The following is an 18,571-nucleotide window of genomic DNA, read 5'->3' as shown; positions in this document are numbered from 1 at the left end:
CTGACGAATCGACTTAGAGTCCTGGAAACCCAAGGAGGTAAGACGACTTGTGAATGAGTCGACATTTGCTCCCGGGGGTGGTCAGCCAGGACTGGCGGAGCACGCAGCCGGACAGTCGAACGAGGAGCTCACCGCCCGGCAGGCCGCGGTGGGCACGGTGGAGGTCGGCTCGGTGGCGGTCCGCACCTTCGAGGCGCGTCAGCACACCGCCCCCTCCGCCACCCCCGCCGACCTGGACGCCGAGTTCGCCGCCTACGGGCTGGCCTACAACGAGCTCGGCTACGGCCCGTACGACGACCCGGACGCCGAGTACGAGCCGGACCCCGAGTACGCCGCCACCCTGGCCCCCGACGCCGCCCGCCAGCGCCGCGAGCGGGTCGGCCCGACCGGCCGCCCGCTGCCGTACTTCCCGATCCCGGCGCCGCTGGCCGAGCACGGCCCCGCGCAGATCATCGCGATGTGCAACCAGAAGGGCGGGGTCGGCAAGACCACCTCGACCATCAACCTGGGCGCCGCCCTCGCCGAGTACGGCCGCCGGGTCCTGCTGGTCGACTTCGACCCGCAGGGCGCGCTCTCGGTGGGCCTGGGCGTCAACCCGATGGAACTCGACGTCACGGTCTACAACCTGCTCATGGAGCGGGGTCTGACGGCCGATGAGGTGCTGCTGAAGACCGCCGTCCCCGGCATGGACCTGCTGCCCTCCAACATCGACCTGTCGGCCGCCGAGGTGCAGCTGGTCAGCGAGGTGGCCCGGGAGTCCGCGCTGGCGCGGGCGCTCAAGCCGCTGCTGCCGGACTACGACTACGTCATCATCGACTGCCAGCCCTCGCTGGGCCTGCTGACGGTCAATGCCCTGACGGCCGCTCACAGCGTCATCGTGCCGCTGGAGTGCGAGTTCTTCGCGCTGCGCGGGGTGGCGCTGCTCACCGAGACCATCGAGAAGGTCTGCGAGCGGCTCAACCCGGAGCTGCGCCTGGACGGCATCCTGGCCACCATGTACGACTCCCGCACCGTGCACAGCCGCGAGGTGCTGGCGCGCGTGGTCGAGGCCTTCGGGGAGCACGTCTTCCACACCGTCATCGGCCGGACCGTGCGGTTCCCGGAGACCACCGTGGCCGGCGAGCCGATCACCACGTACGCCACCAACTCGGTCGGTGCCGCCGCCTACCGTCAGCTCGCCAGGGAGGTGCTCGACCGGTGCCGCCCCGTCGAGTGAGTCTCCCGGGGGCCGACGAGCTGTTCCGGGCCACCGGGGGGATGGCCCTGTCGCCCTCCCTCAGGTCGGCCGAGGCGTCGGCGGCCCGAGCGGAGACCGCCCGAGCGGCCGAGGCGGCCAGGAAGGCCGATCAGGCCTCCGGGGCACCCGAGGTACCGGCGGCCCGTCCCGAGCCGCACAGCGGCCCCGCGGACGCCTCCTCGGCGGCCGTACGGCACGCCGGCGGCGAGGAGCAGGCGGCCGAGGCCGCCCGGCGGCCCCGCCAGCGCGGCCGCGGCGCCCGCCGGCCGACCGGCCGGGAGCGGCACGACGAGAAGATCACCGTGTACGTCTCCGCCGAGGAACTGATGGACCTCGAGCACGCCCGCCTGGTGCTGCGCGGCGAGCACGGCCTCGCGGTCGACCGCGGCCGGGTGGTCCGCGAGGCCATCTCGGTGGTGCTGGCCGACCTGGAGCAGCGCGGCGAGGCGAGCATCCTGGTCCGGCGGCTGCGCGGGCGCTGACGCCCGCCGTCCGCGTGTCGCGGGCCCCGGGGCGGGGCGCGGGCGGGGCCCGCGCGAAGATGGACGTCCATGTCCAGCACCGCCCACCCCCCGGTCAGCACCGCCCCCGCGCCCGCCGAGGCCGACGGGCGCGGTGGCTTCCAGGTGCGGCTGGACAACTTCGAGGGCCCGTTCGACCTGCTGCTCAGCCTGATCGCCAAGCACAAACTGGACGTCACCGAGGTGTCGCTGTCCAGGGTCACCGACGAGTTCGTCGCCCACATCCGGGCGATGGGCCCGGACTGGGACCTGGACGCGGCCACCGAGTTCCTGGTGGTCGCGGCCACCCTGCTCGACCTGAAGGCGGCCCGGCTGCTGCCCGCCGCCGAGATCGAGGACGAGGAGGACCTGGCCCTGCTGGAGGCCAGGGACCTGCTGTTCGCCCGGCTCCTGCAGTACCGCGCGTACAAGGAGGCGGCGGCGGTCCTCGCCGCGCGCTGGGCCGCCGAACTGCGGCAGCGGCCCCGGACGGTCGGCCTGGAGCCGCACCACGCCGCACTGCTGCCCGAGGTGGTGCTCACCGTCGGCCCGGCCCGGCTCGCCGAACTCGCGGCGCGGGCGATGACGCCCAGGCCGGAGCCGGCCGTCTACGTCGACCACATCCACACCCCGGCGGTCAGCGTCCGCGAGCAGGCCGCGGTGGTGGTCGACCGGCTCACCGCGCTCGGCGAGGCCACCTTCGGCCGGCTGGTCGACGACGCCGGGAACACCCTGGTGGTGGTCGCCCGCTTCCTGGCCCTGCTGGAGCTCTACCGGGAGAAGGTGCTGGACTTCGACCAGCCCGAGGCGCTCGGTGAGCTGCTGGTGCGCTGGATCGCCGAGGCGGACCGGCAGGTCGAGGTCACCGACGAGTTCGACCGCCCGCCCGGGGAGCCGGAACAGCGGGACACGGCACCGGACACCGCACGGGACACGGGACGGGACACGGCGCAGAAGGACGGTGGGCAGCGGTGAGCGACGAACGGTCCGGGCAGCCCCGGCGGGCGCTCGGCCTGCCCGGCCAGGCGCGGCCCGAGGAGTGGCAGGAGTCCGCCCACGAGGCGGAGGAGCGCGCCGAGGCGCTCGCCCGCCTCGCGCAGCAGGCGGCCGCGGAGGCCGCTGCCGGGGAGGCCGAGAACGCCGGGGAGGCCGGGGAGGCCGGGGAGGCCGGACAGGCTGCCCCGGCGCCCGGGACGGTGGAGGTGCCCGCGCAGGCCGTGGCGCCCGCGGCGGCGGACGGGCCGGACCCCGACGCCCCCCGGGTGCCGCTGCGGGCCGCGCTGGAGGCGGTGCTGATGATCGCCGACCAGCCGGTGCCGGAGGGCCACCTGGCCTCCGTGCTGGAGCGTTCCCGGGCCGAGGTGGCCGCCACGCTGCGCGAACTGGCCGCCGAGTACACCTTCCAGGGCCGCGGCTTCGACCTGCGGCAGGTGGCCGGGGGCTGGCGGTTCTACACCCGGGCCGACTGCGCGCCGGCCGTCGACCGCTTCGTGCTGGACGGCCAGCAGGCCCGGCTCACCCAGGCCGCACTGGAGACGCTGGCGGTCGTCGCCTACCGGCAGCCGGTGTCGCGCGGCAGGGTCTCAGCGGTACGTGGTGTGAACTGTGACGGCGTGATGCGTACCCTGGTACAGCGAGGACTGGTGGAAGAAGCCGGCTCCGAGCCCGAAACAGGTGCGATCCTGTATCGGACGACGAACTACTTCCTGGAACGGATGGGGCTGCGCGGCTTGCACGAGCTGCCGGAGCTTGCGCCCTTTCTGCCCGAGGTCGACGACGTGGAAGCGGAGTCCCTCGAAGGCACGGTGATCGCGGAGGCGGTCGCGGCCGCGCAAGCGGCGGGCGACCGCGACGAGGCGGGTCGGGAAGTGCGGTGAGGTCGGCCGGCACGACTTGCACATCCCAAGACGGAACACGACGTACGGACATTTGATGCGTAGCAGTGGCAACGGCAGGAACAGCAGCGGCGGCGGCCAGGGCGGCCGCAGCGGCGGTCAGGGGCGGGGCGGCCAGGGGCAGGGCGGCGGCGGTCGCAGCGGCGGCTCGTCGTACGGCGGCGGCAGCGGCCGTCCCGGCTCCGGTGGCGGCGCCGGGCGCGGCGGCTCGTACGGCGGCGGCTCCGGCTCCGGCGGCGGCCGTGGTGGCTCCGGCAGCTCCGGCGGCTTCTCCCGCGACCGGCGTGACGACCGGCGGGACGACCGGCGGGACGACCGCCGGGACGACCGGCGCGGCGAGGAGCGCCGTTACCCGGACCGCCCGCTGCGCCCCGAGGAGCGCCGCTACGACCGCCCCGAGTTCGGTGGCGGCCCGAACGCGACCCCGAGCCGCGGCAGCTACGCCGCGCGTCGCCCGTCCCCGGCGCCCAAGCCGCGCCGCGAGGGCCAGGGTGCGCCCGGCGACCCGCGCCGCCAGCCGCAGCGCTCGCGCGAGCTGCAGGCCCGGATCGAGGACGCGGTGCTGGCCCGGCACGACAAGCCGGCCGTCAAGCTGCCCAAGACCTTCGGCGAGCCCGAGGGCGAGCGGCTGCAGAAGGTGCTGGCCCGGGCCGGCATCGGCAGCCGCCGCGCCTGCGAGGAGCTGATCGAGCAGGGCCGGGTCGCGGTCAACGGCAAGCAGGTCACCGAGCAGGGCAAGCGGGTCGACCCGGAGAACGACGAGATCAAGGTCGACGGTCTGACCGTCGCCACCCAGTCGTTCCTGTTCTTCGCGCTCAACAAGCCGGCCGGCGTGGTCTCCACCATGGAGGACCCGGACGGCCGTCAGTGCCTCGGCGACTACGTGACCAACCGGGAGACCCGGCTGTTCCACGTCGGGCGCCTGGACACCGAGACCGAGGGCATCATCCTGCTCACCAACCACGGCGAGCTGGCCCACCGGCTGACCCACCCGAAGTACGGCGTCACCAAGACCTACCTGGCCGCCATCCAGGGCCCGATCCCGCGTGACCTGGGCAAGAAGCTGTCGCAGGGCATCGAGCTGGAGGACGGCTTCGCCCGCGCCGACAGCTTCAAGGTGGTCTCCAACATCGGCAAGAACTACCTGGTCGAGGTGACCCTGCACGAGGGCCGCAAGCACATCGTCCGGCGGATGCTCGCCGAGGTGGGCTACCCGGTGGACAAGCTGGTGCGCACCCACTTCGGTCCGATCGCGCTCGGCGACCAGAAGTCGGGCTGGCTGCGCCGCCTGACCAACCCCGAGGTCGGCCGGCTGATGAACGAGGTCGGCCTGTAGGGTCTGCCGCTGTTCCCCGGGCCCCTCCGTCGCTGGTGGAGGGGCCCGGGTGCTTTTGCCAGAGCTTGGTGTGAGCCTCGCCGCAGTGCCTTGTCAGCGCGCGGATCCGTGGCACAGGATGGCCACGAAAACTCGCCTTCTTCGATGGCGTAATCGCGCCACGGCGGAGCCGTGGCCGGGGGTGGGGGAAGGAGCGGCATGCTCGACGCATTCGGAGTGCTCGGCCTCGGACGGCCGGACGGGCAGGTGTACGCGGAGCTGGTGATCGCACCGCAGTCGACCGCGGGGGAGCTGGCCGACCAGTGCGGTCTGACGCTCCGGCAGAGCCAGGACGCGCTCGACCGGTTGGCCGACCAGGGGATGGCCACCCGGGCGCCGGTGGACCGCGACCGCTACCTGGCGGTCGCCCCGGACGTCGCCATCGGCACCCTGATCGGCCACCGCGAGGCCCAGCTGCGCAGCGCCCGGGCCGAGATGCACCGGCTGATGGACGCCTTCCGGGAGGCCTCCCGGTTCACCGACCCGGCGCACTCGGTGGAGGTGCTCACCGGCGGTGAGGCCATCGCCCAGCGGCTGGAGCACCTGATCGAGACCAGCCACTACCAGGTCCGCGGGTTCGACTGCCCGCCGTACATCCAGGACCCGGTGGCCAACCTGCCCCGGCAGCGGGCCAAGCTCCGCTCCGGGATCCGGTTCCGCACGGTCTTCGACAAGGAGGCCATCGCCTGGCCGGGGCGGCTGGAGAAGGAGATCCTGGTCGGCGTCGAGGACGGCGAGGAGGCCCGGGTCCGGCCCACCCTGCCGATGAAGATGATGATGTCGGACGACCGGATGGCGATCATCCCGATCAGTGTCGGCGACGCCGTCCTGGACGCCGCGTACGTGATCCACCCGTCGGCTCTGCTCCAGGCGCTCGACGCGCTGTTCGAGGCGGAGTGGGAACGGGCGGTACCGCTGCAGACCGCGATCGGCGACGGCGACGGTGTGGCCGGCCCCGACGCCGACCACCTCAAGCTGCTCGGCCTGCTGGCCGCGGGCCTGACCGACGAGTCGATCGCCCGCTCGCTCGGCTGGAGCGCCCGCACCACCCAGCGCCGGCTGCAGGGCCTGATGCGGGAGCTGGGCGCCACCACCCGCTTCCAGGCGGGCATGGCGGCCCGTGAGCGCGGCTGGCTCTAGCGCGCCGGGCCTGCCCCGGCCGTGGCGGCGGGGCCCGACGGTCGCGGCGGGCGCGGCCGGTCAGCTCCAGGGGATCAGGGTGGCCCAGAGCCCGTCCGGTCCGCGTTCGAGCTTCTCCAGTCCGAGCACCGCGGTGCGGTTGAGCCGGCCGTAGATGTGCGGGAACAGCGCGCCGGGCGTGGCTCCGGGCGGCGGCCCGCCGGTGGCGGCCTCCCACTTCACCATCGGCTCGACCAGGCTGTCCTCGATCAGCAACGCCATCAGCGGGTCGGGCGTGTCCCGGTAGAAGGCGTTGGCCACGGCCAGCAGGGTCGGCTCGTCGGGCGAGCAGTGGATGAAGCCGTCGGTGAGCAGCGAGGCCGCCGTGTAGGGCCGGCCGGGGTCGCGCAGCCAGTCGTCGAGGGGGGCGAGATGGTAGATCATGCCTCTTTTGTACCGGATGGGTACCGGAGTTGACGGCGTGGATCCTGCCGGCCGCGCCCCGGCCCCCCGGTCACCGGCCCGCCCGGGGACGGATCACAGGCCCGCCACCTTCGCCGTGCCCGACACCTCGTACACCAGCGTGACGGTACGGCGGCCGCCCGGCGGCAGCGCCACCTGCCAGCGGACGATGCCCTCGGCGTCCAGCTCGTCCGGGGCCGGGACGCACGACTCCTTGCGCAGCCGGACCTCGACGGCCGACACCTCGGAGACCGGGATCCGCTCGCGGACCGCCACCACCTGCTCGTCATGCTCCTCCGGACCGGAGAAACGGGACAGGTGCAGCCGTACGGTCCGGGTGACCACGGTGCGCTGGGTCAGCCCGGCCGATGCCCGGCTCTCCTCGGTCTCCCGGACCACCCGGTAGCCGTCCGAGCTGCCGAAGGCCAGCTCGGCGGGGGCGCCGGGAGCGGTGAAGGCCAGCTCGCCGCGGCCGGTGAAGCCGCTGCCGCGGATCAGGTCGACCGGTCCGGCCAGCAGCGCGTGCCCGGAGTCGTTGCGGAACCGGACCACCTGGGTGACCAGCGGGGACAGCTCCGGCGCGCAGGCGTACTCGCTGCTCGCGGTGGTGTCGAGGACGTCCAGCGGGATCCGGTGCGCCCGGCCGTCGGCCGGCACCGAGACGGCGTGCGGCGCCCGCAGCACCCGGACCTCGCCGCCGTCGTCCACCCCGGGCAGACCGTCCAGCGGCGCCGGGCCGGTGCTGCCGATCTCCTCCTCGCGCAGCTCCACCTCGACCGTGCGGCGCTCCTCGGCGGAGCGCTCGCGCAGGGTCAGCCGGTCCTCGGCGAGCCTCGGCGGGTCGGTGGCCAGCGCGGACCGGGCGGTGGAGAAGGACATCCGCGCCCCCGACCAGTCCTCGCCGGTGCGCTGCCAGACCACCGCCTCGGTCTCCAGCCGCAGCCCGTCCCCGGCCAGGGTGGCCCGGTAGGCGGGTCGCCACAGCGCGCACGGCGTCAGGTGGCCGAGCCGCAGCCCGGCCGGACCCGCGGCCTGCGCCTGCACGGTCAGCTCGACGTACGCGACCAGTTCGGCGGGGTCCTGCTCGGCCTCGTCCAGGGCGCGGACGGCCTCGGCCAGCTCGTCGGAGAGCGCGGCCAGCCGGGCCCGGGAGGCCCGCAGCCGCTCGCCGCAGTCCTCGCGTTCGGCGTCGGCCCGGTCCAGCTCGCGGGACCACCGGGCCCGCTCCACCTCGCCGAGCCCGGCGCCCTCGCCGATCTCCCGCAGCAGGTCGGCGGCCAGCTGCCCGAGCAGGACGAGCCGCGCCTGCAGCCGCTCCTGCTGCCGGACCTCGGCGAGCCGGTCCCGGGTCAGGGCGTGGATCCGGTGCCGCAGCGGCGAGTCGTCGTCGGTGGGCGGCAGCGGCGCGCGCGGGGTCCAGTTGCGGACCAGCCGTACGTCCAGCACCTTGGCCGGGGCGCCCGCACCTGCGCCCGCACCCGGGCCCGCACCTGCTTCCGGGCCCGCGGGCGTCAGCTCGGCGTGCAGGGTGCGGTCGACGGCCAGCGCGGTGACCGGCCCGAGGCGCAGCCGCTGGACCCCGGCGGCCAGGTCGAGGACGGTGGTCCGCTCGACCTGGGCGCGGTCCTCCAGGCAGGTGACGGCCGTGACCGGCAGGGGGATCGGTGCGGCGGGCGCCGTGGCGTCCGGGCGGGTGGTCGGCTCGGTGGTCATGGGTGTCAGCTCCTGCGGTTGCCGTCGACCAGGGCCTTGCCGGCCGGGATGCGGATCTCGTAGCCGCCGTCGAGTTCGGCGGTGCCGCCCGCGGGCAGCTCCACCCGCCACAGCCGGGCGCTCGGCGGGTAGTTCCCGGACGGCTGCTCGGGCGCCCGCCAGCCGGCCCGCTCCTCGATCCGGACGTCCGGGTCGGAGCTGACCGGCACCCGCTCGCGGACCTCCACGACGGCCGGCCGCGACAGACGGTTGGCCAGCTCGATGTGGACCCGGTGGTCGAGCACGGTGGTGTTGTTGAGCATCCCGGCGGTGGACTCGCGCAGCTCGGTGCGGCGCGCCACCCGGATGCCCTCCGCGAGGCCGAGGCCCACCCGCCGGCTGCCGCCGGGGGCGAGGGTCGGCAGCGCGGCGGTGAACAGGTGCTCGTCGTCGACCGACACCTCCACCGGGCCCGCGAGCAGCGCCTGGTCGGTGGCGTTGTCCAGCACCAGCGTCGCGTACACGGCCTCCTCGACGGCCGGCACGCAGACGTACTCGGTGCGCACCCCGACCGGCAGCACGGCGACCGTGACGGTGTGCCAGGTGCCGTCGGACGGGATGTCGGCCGGCGCGGCCGCGTCGAAGCGGTGGTCGAACGAGCCGGCCGACTCGCGCGGACGCACGGCGTGGCCCGGCAGCGGCAGGGCCGCCACCTGCTCGGCCCGGCGGCGGTACTCGGCGGCGACCAGGTCGGTGCTCTGCCGGGGCAGCAACTGCCCGCGGCGCGAGCCGGTCCCGCCGGGTCCTGCCAGGGTGAGCGCGGCGTAGTCGAGCAGCGCCGCGTCCGGCCGCGGGGGGCCCGGCGGCGGAGGCGGCGGGGACGGCTCGTACGGCTTCTTGGCGAGCGGCTCGGCGGCCACCCGGGACCGCAGGGCGTCGGCCCGCGGCGCGCTGCCGCCGAAGCCCGCCGACCGGGCGGGCATCGCCGCCTGCGGGGCCGGCGGCGGCGCTCCGCCCGGGGCGGCGGGCCAGGGGGCGGCCGGGGGTTCCGGGGCGTCGAGCATGCCGCCGTAGCCACCCGCCGCACCGCCCACCGCGACCGGGGCCGGCGGCGGGGCGGCGAAGGGCACGGCGGCGGCCGGTGCGACGGGCGGCGGCAGCGGGAAGTCCCGGCCGGCGGCGGGCGCCGGGCCCGCCGCGTCGTAGTCCGCGAACAGGCCGGCCAGCCCCGCGGGTGGCTCGCGCCACCCGGACGGCGCAGGCGCCTCCTGGCGGCGGCCGATCCGGACCGACCGCAGCCTCGGCAGCTCGGTGCGGCGCCGCAGGTCCGCGGTGGACAGCGACAGCCGGACACCCGTCCAGTCCTCGCCCGAGCGCTGCGCCACCGAGGCGCGCAGGACCAGCTCCGCGGTGGGTTCGCCCTGGCGGTGGCCCAGCCGGTAGGTCGGCACCCAGACCGCGCCGGGCACGCCGTACTCCAGCTCCAGCTCGACCACGTCGGTGCCGGCACCGACGACCGCCAGGAGGGCGGTCGCGCTGGTCGCCACCGGCCGTGCCGGAGCGGCGTCGGAGGCCCGCGACAGCTCGTCCTCGGCGACGGCGAGCGCGTGCTCGGCCAGCCGCAGGTCCTCGGTCAGCGCGGCGGCCCGCTCGTGCAGAGCGGCCAGCCGCTCGTCGACGAAGTCGGCCAGTTCCAGCCAGGCCTCAGCGGGCGTACGGCGGTGCGGCTCCTCGCGGCGGCGCGGCGGCGGGACGGCCCGCAGCGCGGAGACCTCCGCGATCAGCCCGAGCTGGCGGCTGTGCCGCTCGTCCGCCGCGTCCCGCGCGTCGCGGGCGAGTTCCAGGCGGCGGCGCAGCTCGGGCAGGTCGCCGGGGTCGTGGAGCTCCGCCTCGACCTCCAGCCTGGCCTCCGTCACCCGCGCGCCGCCCCCGCCGAGCACCCGGGCCCGCAGCGAACCCGCGTCCAGCGACCGCGGCAGCCCGGTGAGCCGGACCCGGCCGTCCGGCGGTACGACGCCGCGGGCCCGTCTGCGGCAGAGTGCGCCCGTGGCGTACACCGTGACGGAGTCGAGCCCCGACTCCCAGCCGCGCGCTGTCCGGTCTGTCACCCTGCTGCCCCCTTCGCCTGCCCTTGCTTGCCCTGCCCGCTGCCCGCTGCCTGCGGCCCGGTGCCTGCTTCCTGCGGCCTGGGCGGCCGCTCCGGCCGGCTGTCTCGCTGCCGCTGCCGCTGCTGCTCCGGCTGCGTGGTCGGCGCTTCGGCCTGCGGCGGTCCGGGGCCAGTCTGCCGCGCCCCGACCCGGCTGTCCGGTGATTTCCGGGGCACGTCCACGGCGCGTCGGGGGTGTGGACACCGCGGGCGGGCCGGTGGTTCCCACCGGGCGCGGTGGTTCGGGTGCGCCCTGCCGGTACCGGTGGGGAGGGCTCGTCCTGGACACCGCGTGCGGCGGCGGGACGCCGTGAGGGAGGATGATCGGACCCACGCCACCGGCACCACAGGAGACCCGCACCCATGCGCACCGCCGTCGTCGTCGGCACCGGACTGATCGGCACCTCCGCCGCCCTCGCCCTCAGCGGCCGCGGGGTGAGCGTCCACCTGGAGGACGCCGACCCGGACGCCGCCCGTACCGCGGCCTCGCTCGGCGCCGGCACCACGGACCCGGCCGACGGCCCGGTCGACCTGGCGATCATCGCCGTACCGCCCGCCCTGGTGGGCAAGGTGCTCGCCGACTGCCAGCGCCGCGGCCTGGCCCGCTGGTACACCGATGTCGCCAGCGTGAAGGCCGGGCCCCGGGCGGACGTGGTCGCGCTCGGCTGCGACACCGTGCACTACATCGGAAGCCACCCGATGGCCGGCCGCGAGCGCTCCGGCCCGCTGGCCGCCCGCGCCGACCTGTTCGAGGGCCGGCCCTGGGTGCTCACCCCGACCCCGGACACCGACACCGGCACGCTCAACGCGGTCCTGGAGCTGGTCGCGCTCTGCGGGGCCATGCCCATCGTGATGGACGCGGCCGCCCACGACCGGGCCGTGGCCCTGGTCTCGCACGCCCCGCAGCTGGTGTCCTCGCTGGTCGCCGCCCGGCTCGAACACGCCGACGAGACCGCCGTCCGGCTCTCCGGGCAGGGCGTGCGGGACGTGACCCGGATCGCCGCCTCCAACCCGGCCCTGTGGGTGGACATCCTCTCCGCCAACGCCGGAGTGGTCGCCGACATCCTGGAGGAGGTCGCCGCGGACCTCGGCGGGACCGTCACCGCGCTGCGCGCCCTGCAGGCCGCCGACGAGGGCGAGCGCCGCTCCGGCGCCGCCGGGATCGAGGCGGTGATGCGCCGCGGCAACACCGGGCAGGCCCGCATCCCCGGCAAGCACGGCGCCCCGCCCACCCGGTACGAGACGGTCACCGTCGTCCTCGGCGACCAGCCGGGCGAGCTGGGCCGGCTGTTCGGCGAGGTCGGCGTGCTCGGGGTGAACATCGAGGACGTCACCATCGAGCACTCCACCGGCCAGCAGGTCGGCCACGTCCACCTCGCCGTCGCCGCGGGATCCGTCAAGCCGCTCACGGCCGGGCTGCGCGAGCGAGGCTGGAGCGTACGGGACTGAGACCGCGGGGCGCGGGGGTGTGGCAGGGGCCAGTGTCCGCGCACCAGGGCGCCCCGAACCCCCGGCCGTCCGACCGGGTGGGGCGGGAGCCGTCCCGCGGTCGTCTAACCTTGACGTAGTCACCCTGGTTGTATGGAGAGAGGTTCGCCCCGTGGACACTGCCGACCGAGCGCACGCCCCGGTCGTCGTCGCCATCGACGGACCCTCCGGCTCCGGCAAGTCGACCGTCTCCCGGGCGGTAGCCGCCCGGCTCGGGCTGAGCTTCCTGGACACCGGCGCCATGTACCGGGCGATGACCTGGTGGATGCTGGCCAACGACGTCGACGTGGACGACCCCGAGGCGGTCGCCATCGCCTGCGGCAAGCCGGTGATCGTCTCCGGTACGGACGCGGCCGGCCCGACCATAACCGTCGACGGCCAGGACGTCTCCGGCCCGATCCGCGGCCCCGAGGTCACCGCCCAGGTCTCCGCCGTCTCCGCCGTGCCGGCCGTCCGCGCCCGGCTGGTCGAGCTCCAGCGGGGCTGCGCCGAGGTCGCCGAGCGCGGCATCGTCGCCGAGGGCCGTGACATGGGCTCGGTGGTGTTCCCCGACGCCACCGTCAAGATCTTCCTGACCGCCTCCGAGACGGCCCGCGCCGAGCGCCGGGCCGCCGAACTGCGCGCCAAGGGCGTCGACGAGGCGACCATCACCGCGATGGCCGCCGACCTGGCCCGCCGTGACGCCGCCGACTCCTCCCGGGCGACCGCCCCGCTGACCCAGGCCGCCGACGCGGTCCTGGTGGACACCAGCGCGCTCACCCTGGACCAGGTGATCGACCGGATCGCCACCCTGGTGGAGGACCGGGCCGGCCTGTCCGCCGTCTGACCCCTCCGCCCTGCCCGCCGGCCCCGCCGGCGGTACCCGTAGACCCGCGGTAACCGACCGCACCACGCAGTACTCGCGCTGCCCGCCAGGGCAGGTACGCACGGCGCGCCCCTGGGAAGGGCCGCGCCGGGAAATGGAAAAACGAAGATGAGCAACGAGACCCCGGCCGTGCACGGCGAGCTGGACTCGGCGGAGTACGCCGAGTTCATGGCCCTCGCCGCCGAGGAGGGCTTCGACTCCGAGGAGATCGACGCCGACCTCGACAGCGCCTCCGCCGGTCCGCTTCCGGTGCTGGCCGTCGTCGGCCGCCCGAACGTCGGCAAGTCGACGCTGGTGAACCGCATCATCGGCCGCCGCGAGGCGGTCGTCGAGGACCGTCCGGGCGTCACCCGTGACCGCGTCACCTACGAGGCCACCTGGAACGGCCGGCGCTTCAAGCTGGTCGACACCGGCGGCTGGGAGCTCGACGTCCTCGGGCTCGACGCGATGGTCGCCGCACAGGCCGAGCTCGGCATCGAGACCGCCGACGCGGTGCTGTTCGTGGTCGACGCCACGGTCGGCGCGACCGACACCGACGAAGCCCTGATCAAGATCATCCGCAAGGCCGGCAAGCCCACCGTCCTGTGCGCCAACAAGGTCGACGGCCAGTCCACCGAGGCCGAGGCCGCCTACCTCTGGTCGCTGGGCCTCGGCGAGCCGTACCCCGTCTCCGCCCTGCACGGCCGCGGCTCCGGCGACCTGCTGGACGCCGTCCTGGCCGCCCTGCCGGAGGCCCCGCCGCAGACCTTCGGGGCCGGCGGCCTCGGCGGCCCGCGCCGCGTGGCGCTCATCGGCCGCCCGAACGTCGGCAAGTCGAGCCTGCTCAACAAGGTCGCCGGCGAGGAGCGGGTGGTCGTCAACCCGCTGGCCGGCACCACCCGCGACCCGGTCGACGAGCTCATCGAACTCGGCGGCAAGACCTGGAAGTTCGTCGACACCGCCGGCATCCGCCGCCGGGTCCACCTGACCGCCGGCGCCGACTACTACGCCTCGCTGCGCACCTCCTCCGCGCTGGAGAAGGCCGAGGTCGCGGTCGTCCTGATCGACGCCAGCGAGACGCTGGCCGAGCAGGACACCCGGATCATCTCGATGGCCGTCGAAGCGGGCCGCGCCGTCGTGGTCGCCTACAACAAGTGGGACCAGCTCGACGAGGAGCGCCGCTACTACCTCGAGCGCGAGATCGAGCGCGACCTCGTCCAGGTCCAGTGGGCACCCCGGGTCAACGTGTCGGCGCTCACCGGCCGGCACATGGAGAAGCTGGTCCCGGCGATCGAGACCGCGCTGGCGGGCTGGGAGACCCGGGTCCCGACCTCCCGGCTGAACGCCTTCCTCGGCGAGCTGGTGGCCTCCCACCCGCACCCCGTCCGGGGTGGCAAGCAGCCGCGCATCCTGTTCGGCACCCAGGCCGGTACCCGGCCGCCGCGGTTCGTCCTGTTCGCCTCCGGCTTCCTGGAGGCCGGCTACCGGCGCTTCGTCGAGCGCCGGCTGCGCGAGGAGTTCGGCTTCGTCGGGACGCCGATCTCGATCTCGGTCCGGGTGCGGGAGAAGCGCCGCCGCAAGTAGTCCGGCCCGGGCCCGGTCGGCCGCCGGCCGGGTGGGCCGGAATGGTGATGAGTGGAACGACGGCGGAGGCCGGGCAGTCACGTACTGCCCGGCCTCCGCCGTCTGCGTGCCGTCCGTGCGTCGTCTACCGGGTGCCTGCCGTCGACCGTCAGCCGTCGACCGTCAGCCGTCAGCCGTCAGCCGTCAGCCGTCAGCTCGGGCCGGTGGCCCGGCCCGGCGGCAGCGAGAGCATCGAACGGTGCCGCCCGCCCGGGCCGGTGCCGTTCCCGTTCGCGGAGTCCGGGGGAGCGGACGCCACCGTCCCTGCCGGGGCACCGGGCGCCGCCGCGGACTGGGCCGGCGCGAGGTAGCCGGCAGCCACCCAGCCCTGGCCGTTGGCGGGGCCGGGCGCGCCGCCGTACTGGCCGGGCCCGGCGTTCCCGGCCGCCCCGCCACCGCTGCCGCCGCTCCCGAACGCACCACCGCCCGCGAACGCGCCGCCCCCGAATGCGCCACCCCCGAACTGGCCGGGCGCCGACTGCTGCGCGGGCATGAACTGCGGCGCTCCGTGGGTCTGCCCCGCGAAGGTCTGGAAGCTCTGGTGCTGCTGGTACGGCATCAGCTCGTGGCGCACCGGCTCCCGCACGGCGAAGCCGGTGAACCGCATGTTCTCCTCGTCCGACCGGTCGCCCGGTAGCGCACGGAAGAGCCGGCGGTACTCGGAGTACAGCGTGTCGTAGATCGGAGTGGCCGAGGACGGGTGCTCCGCGTCGTACGACGGGCGCATGCTCGGGATGGAGCGGCCGGCGGCGGAGGGACGGCTGGGGGAGGCGACGTCATAGCTGTACACATGGGGGCCAACGAGTGAGCCGGTCAGGGGATGCGGGGGTGACGCACGGCGCCCTGAGCTACTGAGGGGCGGTCACCGCGCGCCACACGCCCCCCAGCTGTCACGCGCGCGGGCACGCACCCCGGCGGTGCGCCGGGGTGCGTGCGACGTGGGCACCGATGCCGGCCGCTCGGCCGCTTCGGGGCGCTCGGCTGCTCAGGTGCTCGGGGACTCGCGTGCCCAGGTGCCCAGGTGCCCAGGTGCTCGGGGACTCGCGTGCTCAGGTGCCGGCCAGCGGGAGCATGCCGGCCACCAGGCGCCCCTGGCTCGCCGCCCGGTCCAGCGCGAACCGCAGCAGGTCCTCCCGGGGCTGGCGGCCGATGGTCTCGGCGGGCACCGCGTACATGATCACCTCGGACTGCTTGGCCGCCGCCGCCCGCCAGGCGTCGGTGACCTGGAGCGGCTGGTGCGCCTGCCACCAGGCGGCGCTGCCGCCGGTCGCCGAGGGCTGGAGGATCGCGTGCAGCTGACCGATCGCCATCAGCACCGACCATCCGGCCAGCGGGCGGGCCGGGGCCCGGTTGACCTCCGTGACCTGCTGGAAGCCGTGTTCGACGAGCAGGGAGAGGAACTCGTCCTCGCCGGAGTTGCTGCCCGGCCGGCCGACCGGACCCGTGGGCTCGACCACCAGGGCGGCGTGTCCGGTGTCGCCGCAGAGCACCAGCCCGCAGGTCACGCCTAGTACGGCCGGCTGGTTCCCGGCGACGGGTGCGGCGCCCGCGGGAGCGGTCGGGGCCGTAGGGGCGGTCGCGGCCGGCGCGGCCGCACCGGCCGCCTGGACCGGGGCCGGCGCGGGGAACCCGGCGGCCGCGGCGGGTCCCCCCGGTACTGCGAAGGCCGGAGCGCCCCCCGGAAGCGGGGGCGCGGCCGGGCCGGTGGCGCTGCCCTGGGCCTGGCTGATGCTGCGGACCGCCCCCAGCAGTTGCTCCTCGGAGACCGTCACCACCTGGGAGGGGATGCAGCGGGAGTGCGCGAAGGCGAGGACCGCGGTCTCGTCGCCGACGAACAGCACTGTGCTGGTGGGCTCCCGGAGGGAATCGCCGGGCTGGCGGCACGAGGTGCAGTCATAGGCATCCGGCGCGTGGGCGCCGCCCAGCAGGCGGTCGGCCTCGTCGTCGCCGATCTCGGCTCGTACGTCCTCGCTCACATCGAGCATGCGCGGCACGAAGGCTCCTCTGTTGGTCTGGTCCGGGACACGGGTGTCGGGGAATCGCGGCGGTCGGTTGGGACCCGGCTCGGACGCGCGCCCGGCCGCCATTACCAACGGGCCCCTGTGTCAGGGGTCACGGGTGAGCCCGGCTCCGACGGGATTTGCCGCAGATCTGACTGCCGTGGGTGAGCGAGTGGTCGCATCCTGTCGATGATGTGCCCGACCTCACAGGGCCTCAGAAGTGGCCCGGGCCACAACGGAGCGTAATTCGAACTTCGCAAATGTGGTCAAACCGGTCATTTGGCTTTGATTTGCTTGATCAATACCGCCGGTAACCCTCGATTGACCTGGGATGACCCGAAAACGTTTGGCGCTCCCTCATCCGGCTCGTAGCTTCGTTCCCAGTGCAACGAGCACTACCCGGGCTCACCCCCAGGTGCCAGAGCGGCCGGCTGACCACCGGCGACGCGAAGGGCATCGGCCGGAGCGCAGACCCCGCGAGCAGCGGGCGCGGCGCACGGCAGCCGGAAGGGTGGCCGGGACGGCACGGCACGTCGGACACGTGCACAGCCGTCCAGCGGACGCGGCGAACGGAACCACGCCCCCAGGGCCTGGTTCCGCATGCCCGCCCGGGGCCTTTGAGAGGACACTCATGACCTTCCGTAACGAGACCGCCGCTGCCACCACCACCGCCACCAAGCGCAACCGCGTGCGGATGGCCGTTCTGGGCAGCGTCGTCGTTGCCCTCCCGGTGGCCGGCCTCGTCACGGCCACCTCGGCCTCCGCCGCCTCCGTGTCCACCTGGGACAAGGTTGCGCAGTGCGAGTCCACGGGTAACTGGAGCATCAACAGCGGCAACGGCTTCTACGGTGGCCTCCAGTTCACCTCCAGCACCTGGGCCGCCTACGGCGGTACCGCGTACGCCCCGCAGGCCAACCTGGCCACCAAGGCCCAGCAGATCGCCGTCGCCGAGAAGGTGCTCGCCTCCCAGGGCCCCGGCGCCTGGCCGGTCTGCTCCGTCAAGGCCGGCCTGACCGCGGGCGGTGCCCCGGCCCAGGTCGACACCGGCGCGGCCGCCGCCAAGACCGAGACCCCGAAGCCGGCGGCCCCGAAGCCCGCCGCGCCGAAGCCGGCCGCCCCCAAGCAGGACGCCGCCAAGCCGGCCGCGCCCAAGCAGGACGACCGCGCCAACCGCAGCACCGAGCGTCAGCCGCTGGCCGCCGAGGCCCCGAAGGCCGCCGACAAGCCGGCTCCGGCCGCTCCGGCCGCCCCGGCCGAGAAGACCAACGGTGCCGACTACACCGTCAAGAGCGGTGACACCCTGAGCGACATCGCCGCCGCCAAGGGCCTCGACTGGAAGACCCTCTACAAGAACAACGCCGGCGTCATCGGCGGCAACCCGGATCTGATCCTCCCGGGCCAGGTCCTGTCCGTCTGACGGACCTGAGGGATCTCCGACGGATCTTCCGCATCGGCGCCGCCTGACAGCGCTGTCCGATCGGCACCCACGCAGGCCGCCGGCCGCACCCCACCGGGGTGTGACCGCCGGCCTGCGGGCGTTGTGGGTGGTGGGTGGTGGGTGGTGGGTGCGGGTGTGGGGGCGGGGCGGCGCCCGGACGGCCGCTTTGCGGCCGTCGCCGCAGGCGTCCCGGAGCGGCCGCCCCTACCGTCGGTGGATGGGCCTAGCTGCGCTGAACCGGGTGCCTGCGGTCGTCGTGGCCACCGCTGTCGCCGCCGTTCCCGTGCTTGCCGGTGTTCCCCTGCCGGCGGCCGCTACCCCGCAGGCCGTGGCCGCGGCCGCGAAGCCGGCCTCGACCGCCGTCCGCACCGCCGCCGCTTCCGTACGGGCCGTCGGCGCCGTACGGTCCGTCCCCGTCGTACGGGCCGGTGGCACCGTGCGGGCCGTGCGGCGCACCCCCGACGAGGTCTGGGACCGGATCGCCGAGTGCGAGAGCGACGGCGACTGGCAGGCCGACACCGGCAACGGCTACTACGGCGGCCTGCAGATCTGGCCGCCGACCTGGCGCGAGGCCGACGGCCTGCGCTTCGCGGCCCGCCCCGACCTGGCCACCCGCCGCGAACAGATCACCGTCGGCGAGGAGATCCTGCGGCAGCAGGGCTGGGAGGCCTGGCCCGGCTGCGCCGCGGACCTCGGGCTGCTGCCGGACTGAGCGCCCTGGAGCCCAGCCCACGTGCCCCGCCCTTGAGCCC

16 protein-coding genes are annotated in these 18,571 nt (G+C 75.1%); 11 read left to right on the top strand and 5 right to left on the bottom strand.

Annotated elements, in window-relative coordinates; all coding sequences use genetic code 11:
- Positions 1 to 148 precede the first annotated feature (148 nt).
- The 6 genes from AB0D08_RS17415 to AB0D08_RS17390 all read left to right on the top strand — a co-directional run bounded on the left by AB0D08_RS17415 (position 149) and on the right by AB0D08_RS17390 (position 6,147).
- Entirely contained in the window at positions 149 to 1,216 is a 1,068-nt protein-coding gene (locus AB0D08_RS17415) for a ParA family protein (RefSeq protein ID WP_033819957.1), read from the top strand.
- A complete protein-coding gene (locus tag AB0D08_RS17410) occupies positions 1,213 to 1,719 on the top strand; it encodes a hypothetical protein (RefSeq protein WP_033819956.1) in 507 nt (168 codons plus the stop codon). Before AB0D08_RS17415 ends, AB0D08_RS17410 begins: the two co-directional genes overlap by 4 nt.
- A gap of 69 nt (positions 1,720 to 1,788) precedes the next feature.
- Entirely contained in the window at positions 1,789 to 2,712 is a 924-nt protein-coding gene (locus tag AB0D08_RS17405; RefSeq protein ID WP_359889637.1) for a segregation/condensation protein A, read from the top strand.
- 242 nt (positions 2,713 to 2,954) lie between these two features.
- Positions 2,955 to 3,614 (top strand): SMC-Scp complex subunit ScpB, encoded by a 660-nt coding sequence (gene scpB, locus AB0D08_RS17400; RefSeq protein ID WP_255369509.1) that lies wholly within the window; start codon positions 2,955 to 2,957, stop codon positions 3,612 to 3,614.
- A 55-nt stretch (positions 3,615 to 3,669) separates the two neighbouring features.
- The gene (locus AB0D08_RS17395) at positions 3,670 to 4,968 is read left to right on the top strand and encodes a pseudouridine synthase (RefSeq protein WP_359889634.1); all 1,299 of its coding nucleotides are present in this window, start codon (positions 3,670 to 3,672) and stop codon (positions 4,966 to 4,968) included.
- A gap of 198 nt (positions 4,969 to 5,166) precedes the next feature.
- The gene (locus tag AB0D08_RS17390; RefSeq protein WP_033820862.1) at positions 5,167 to 6,147 is read left to right on the top strand and encodes a helix-turn-helix domain-containing protein; all 981 of its coding nucleotides are present in this window, start codon (positions 5,167 to 5,169) and stop codon (positions 6,145 to 6,147) included.
- A gap of 60 nt (positions 6,148 to 6,207) precedes the next feature.
- Here AB0D08_RS17390 and AB0D08_RS17385 read toward each other — a convergent pair whose 3' ends face one another.
- The 3 genes from AB0D08_RS17385 to AB0D08_RS17375 all read right to left on the bottom strand — a co-directional run bounded on the left by AB0D08_RS17385 (position 6,208) and on the right by AB0D08_RS17375 (position 10,388).
- Complete coding sequence (locus AB0D08_RS17385; RefSeq protein WP_033820860.1) at positions 6,208 to 6,570, bottom strand: DUF952 domain-containing protein; 363 nt, start codon at positions 6,568 to 6,570, stop codon at positions 6,208 to 6,210.
- 93 nt (positions 6,571 to 6,663) lie between these two features.
- On the bottom strand, positions 6,664 to 8,301 hold the full coding sequence (locus AB0D08_RS17380) for a DUF4139 domain-containing protein (protein ID WP_359889631.1): 1,638 nt from the start codon (positions 8,299 to 8,301) through the stop codon (positions 6,664 to 6,666).
- Between the two features lie 5 nt (positions 8,302 to 8,306).
- Positions 8,307 to 10,388 (bottom strand): DUF4139 domain-containing protein, encoded by a 2,082-nt coding sequence (locus AB0D08_RS17375; RefSeq protein WP_359889628.1) that lies wholly within the window; start codon positions 10,386 to 10,388, stop codon positions 8,307 to 8,309.
- 401 nt (positions 10,389 to 10,789) lie between these two features.
- On the opposite strand from AB0D08_RS17375, the gene AB0D08_RS17370 reads away from it, so the two are divergent.
- The 3 genes from AB0D08_RS17370 to der all read left to right on the top strand — a co-directional run bounded on the left by AB0D08_RS17370 (position 10,790) and on the right by der (position 14,342).
- A complete protein-coding gene (locus AB0D08_RS17370; protein ID WP_033825760.1) occupies positions 10,790 to 11,875 on the top strand; it encodes a prephenate dehydrogenase in 1,086 nt (361 codons plus the stop codon).
- Positions 11,876 to 12,026: 151 nt separating this feature from the next.
- Positions 12,027 to 12,740, top strand: a complete 714-nt coding sequence (cmk, locus tag AB0D08_RS17365) for a (d)CMP kinase (RefSeq protein WP_033825761.1) — start codon at positions 12,027 to 12,029, stop codon at positions 12,738 to 12,740.
- A 147-nt stretch (positions 12,741 to 12,887) separates the two neighbouring features.
- Positions 12,888 to 14,342, top strand: a complete 1,455-nt coding sequence (gene der / locus AB0D08_RS17360) for a ribosome biogenesis GTPase Der (RefSeq protein WP_033825762.1) — start codon at positions 12,888 to 12,890, stop codon at positions 14,340 to 14,342.
- A 190-nt stretch (positions 14,343 to 14,532) separates the two neighbouring features.
- On the opposite strand, the gene AB0D08_RS17355 is transcribed toward der, so the two are convergent.
- The gene (locus AB0D08_RS17355) at positions 14,533 to 15,108 is read right to left on the bottom strand and encodes a hypothetical protein (RefSeq protein WP_359889665.1); all 576 of its coding nucleotides are present in this window, start codon (positions 15,106 to 15,108) and stop codon (positions 14,533 to 14,535) included.
- Between the two features lie 322 nt (positions 15,109 to 15,430).
- The gene (locus AB0D08_RS17350; RefSeq protein ID WP_359889658.1) at positions 15,431 to 16,366 is read right to left on the bottom strand and encodes a hypothetical protein; all 936 of its coding nucleotides are present in this window, start codon (positions 16,364 to 16,366) and stop codon (positions 15,431 to 15,433) included.
- A 646-nt stretch (positions 16,367 to 17,012) separates the two neighbouring features.
- On the opposite strand from AB0D08_RS17350, the gene AB0D08_RS17345 reads away from it, so the two are divergent.
- Positions 17,013 to 17,798, top strand: coding sequence for a transglycosylase family protein (locus tag AB0D08_RS17345; protein WP_033825764.1), 786 nt, complete (start codon positions 17,013 to 17,015; stop codon positions 17,796 to 17,798).
- A gap of 238 nt (positions 17,799 to 18,036) precedes the next feature.
- Positions 18,037 to 18,531 carry a transglycosylase family protein gene (locus AB0D08_RS17340; RefSeq protein ID WP_199520555.1) on the top strand — a complete coding sequence of 165 codons (495 nt, stop codon included), beginning with the start codon at positions 18,037 to 18,039 and terminating at the stop codon, positions 18,529 to 18,531.
- Positions 18,532 to 18,571: the final 40 nt, after the last annotated feature.

Source organism: Kitasatospora sp. NPDC048540, from assembly GCF_040651175.1.
Lineage (GTDB): Bacteria > Actinomycetota > Actinomycetes > Streptomycetales > Streptomycetaceae > Kitasatospora.
Note: the sequence above shows the minus strand (reverse complement) of the source record. Positions and strands in the feature narration are given on the sequence as shown.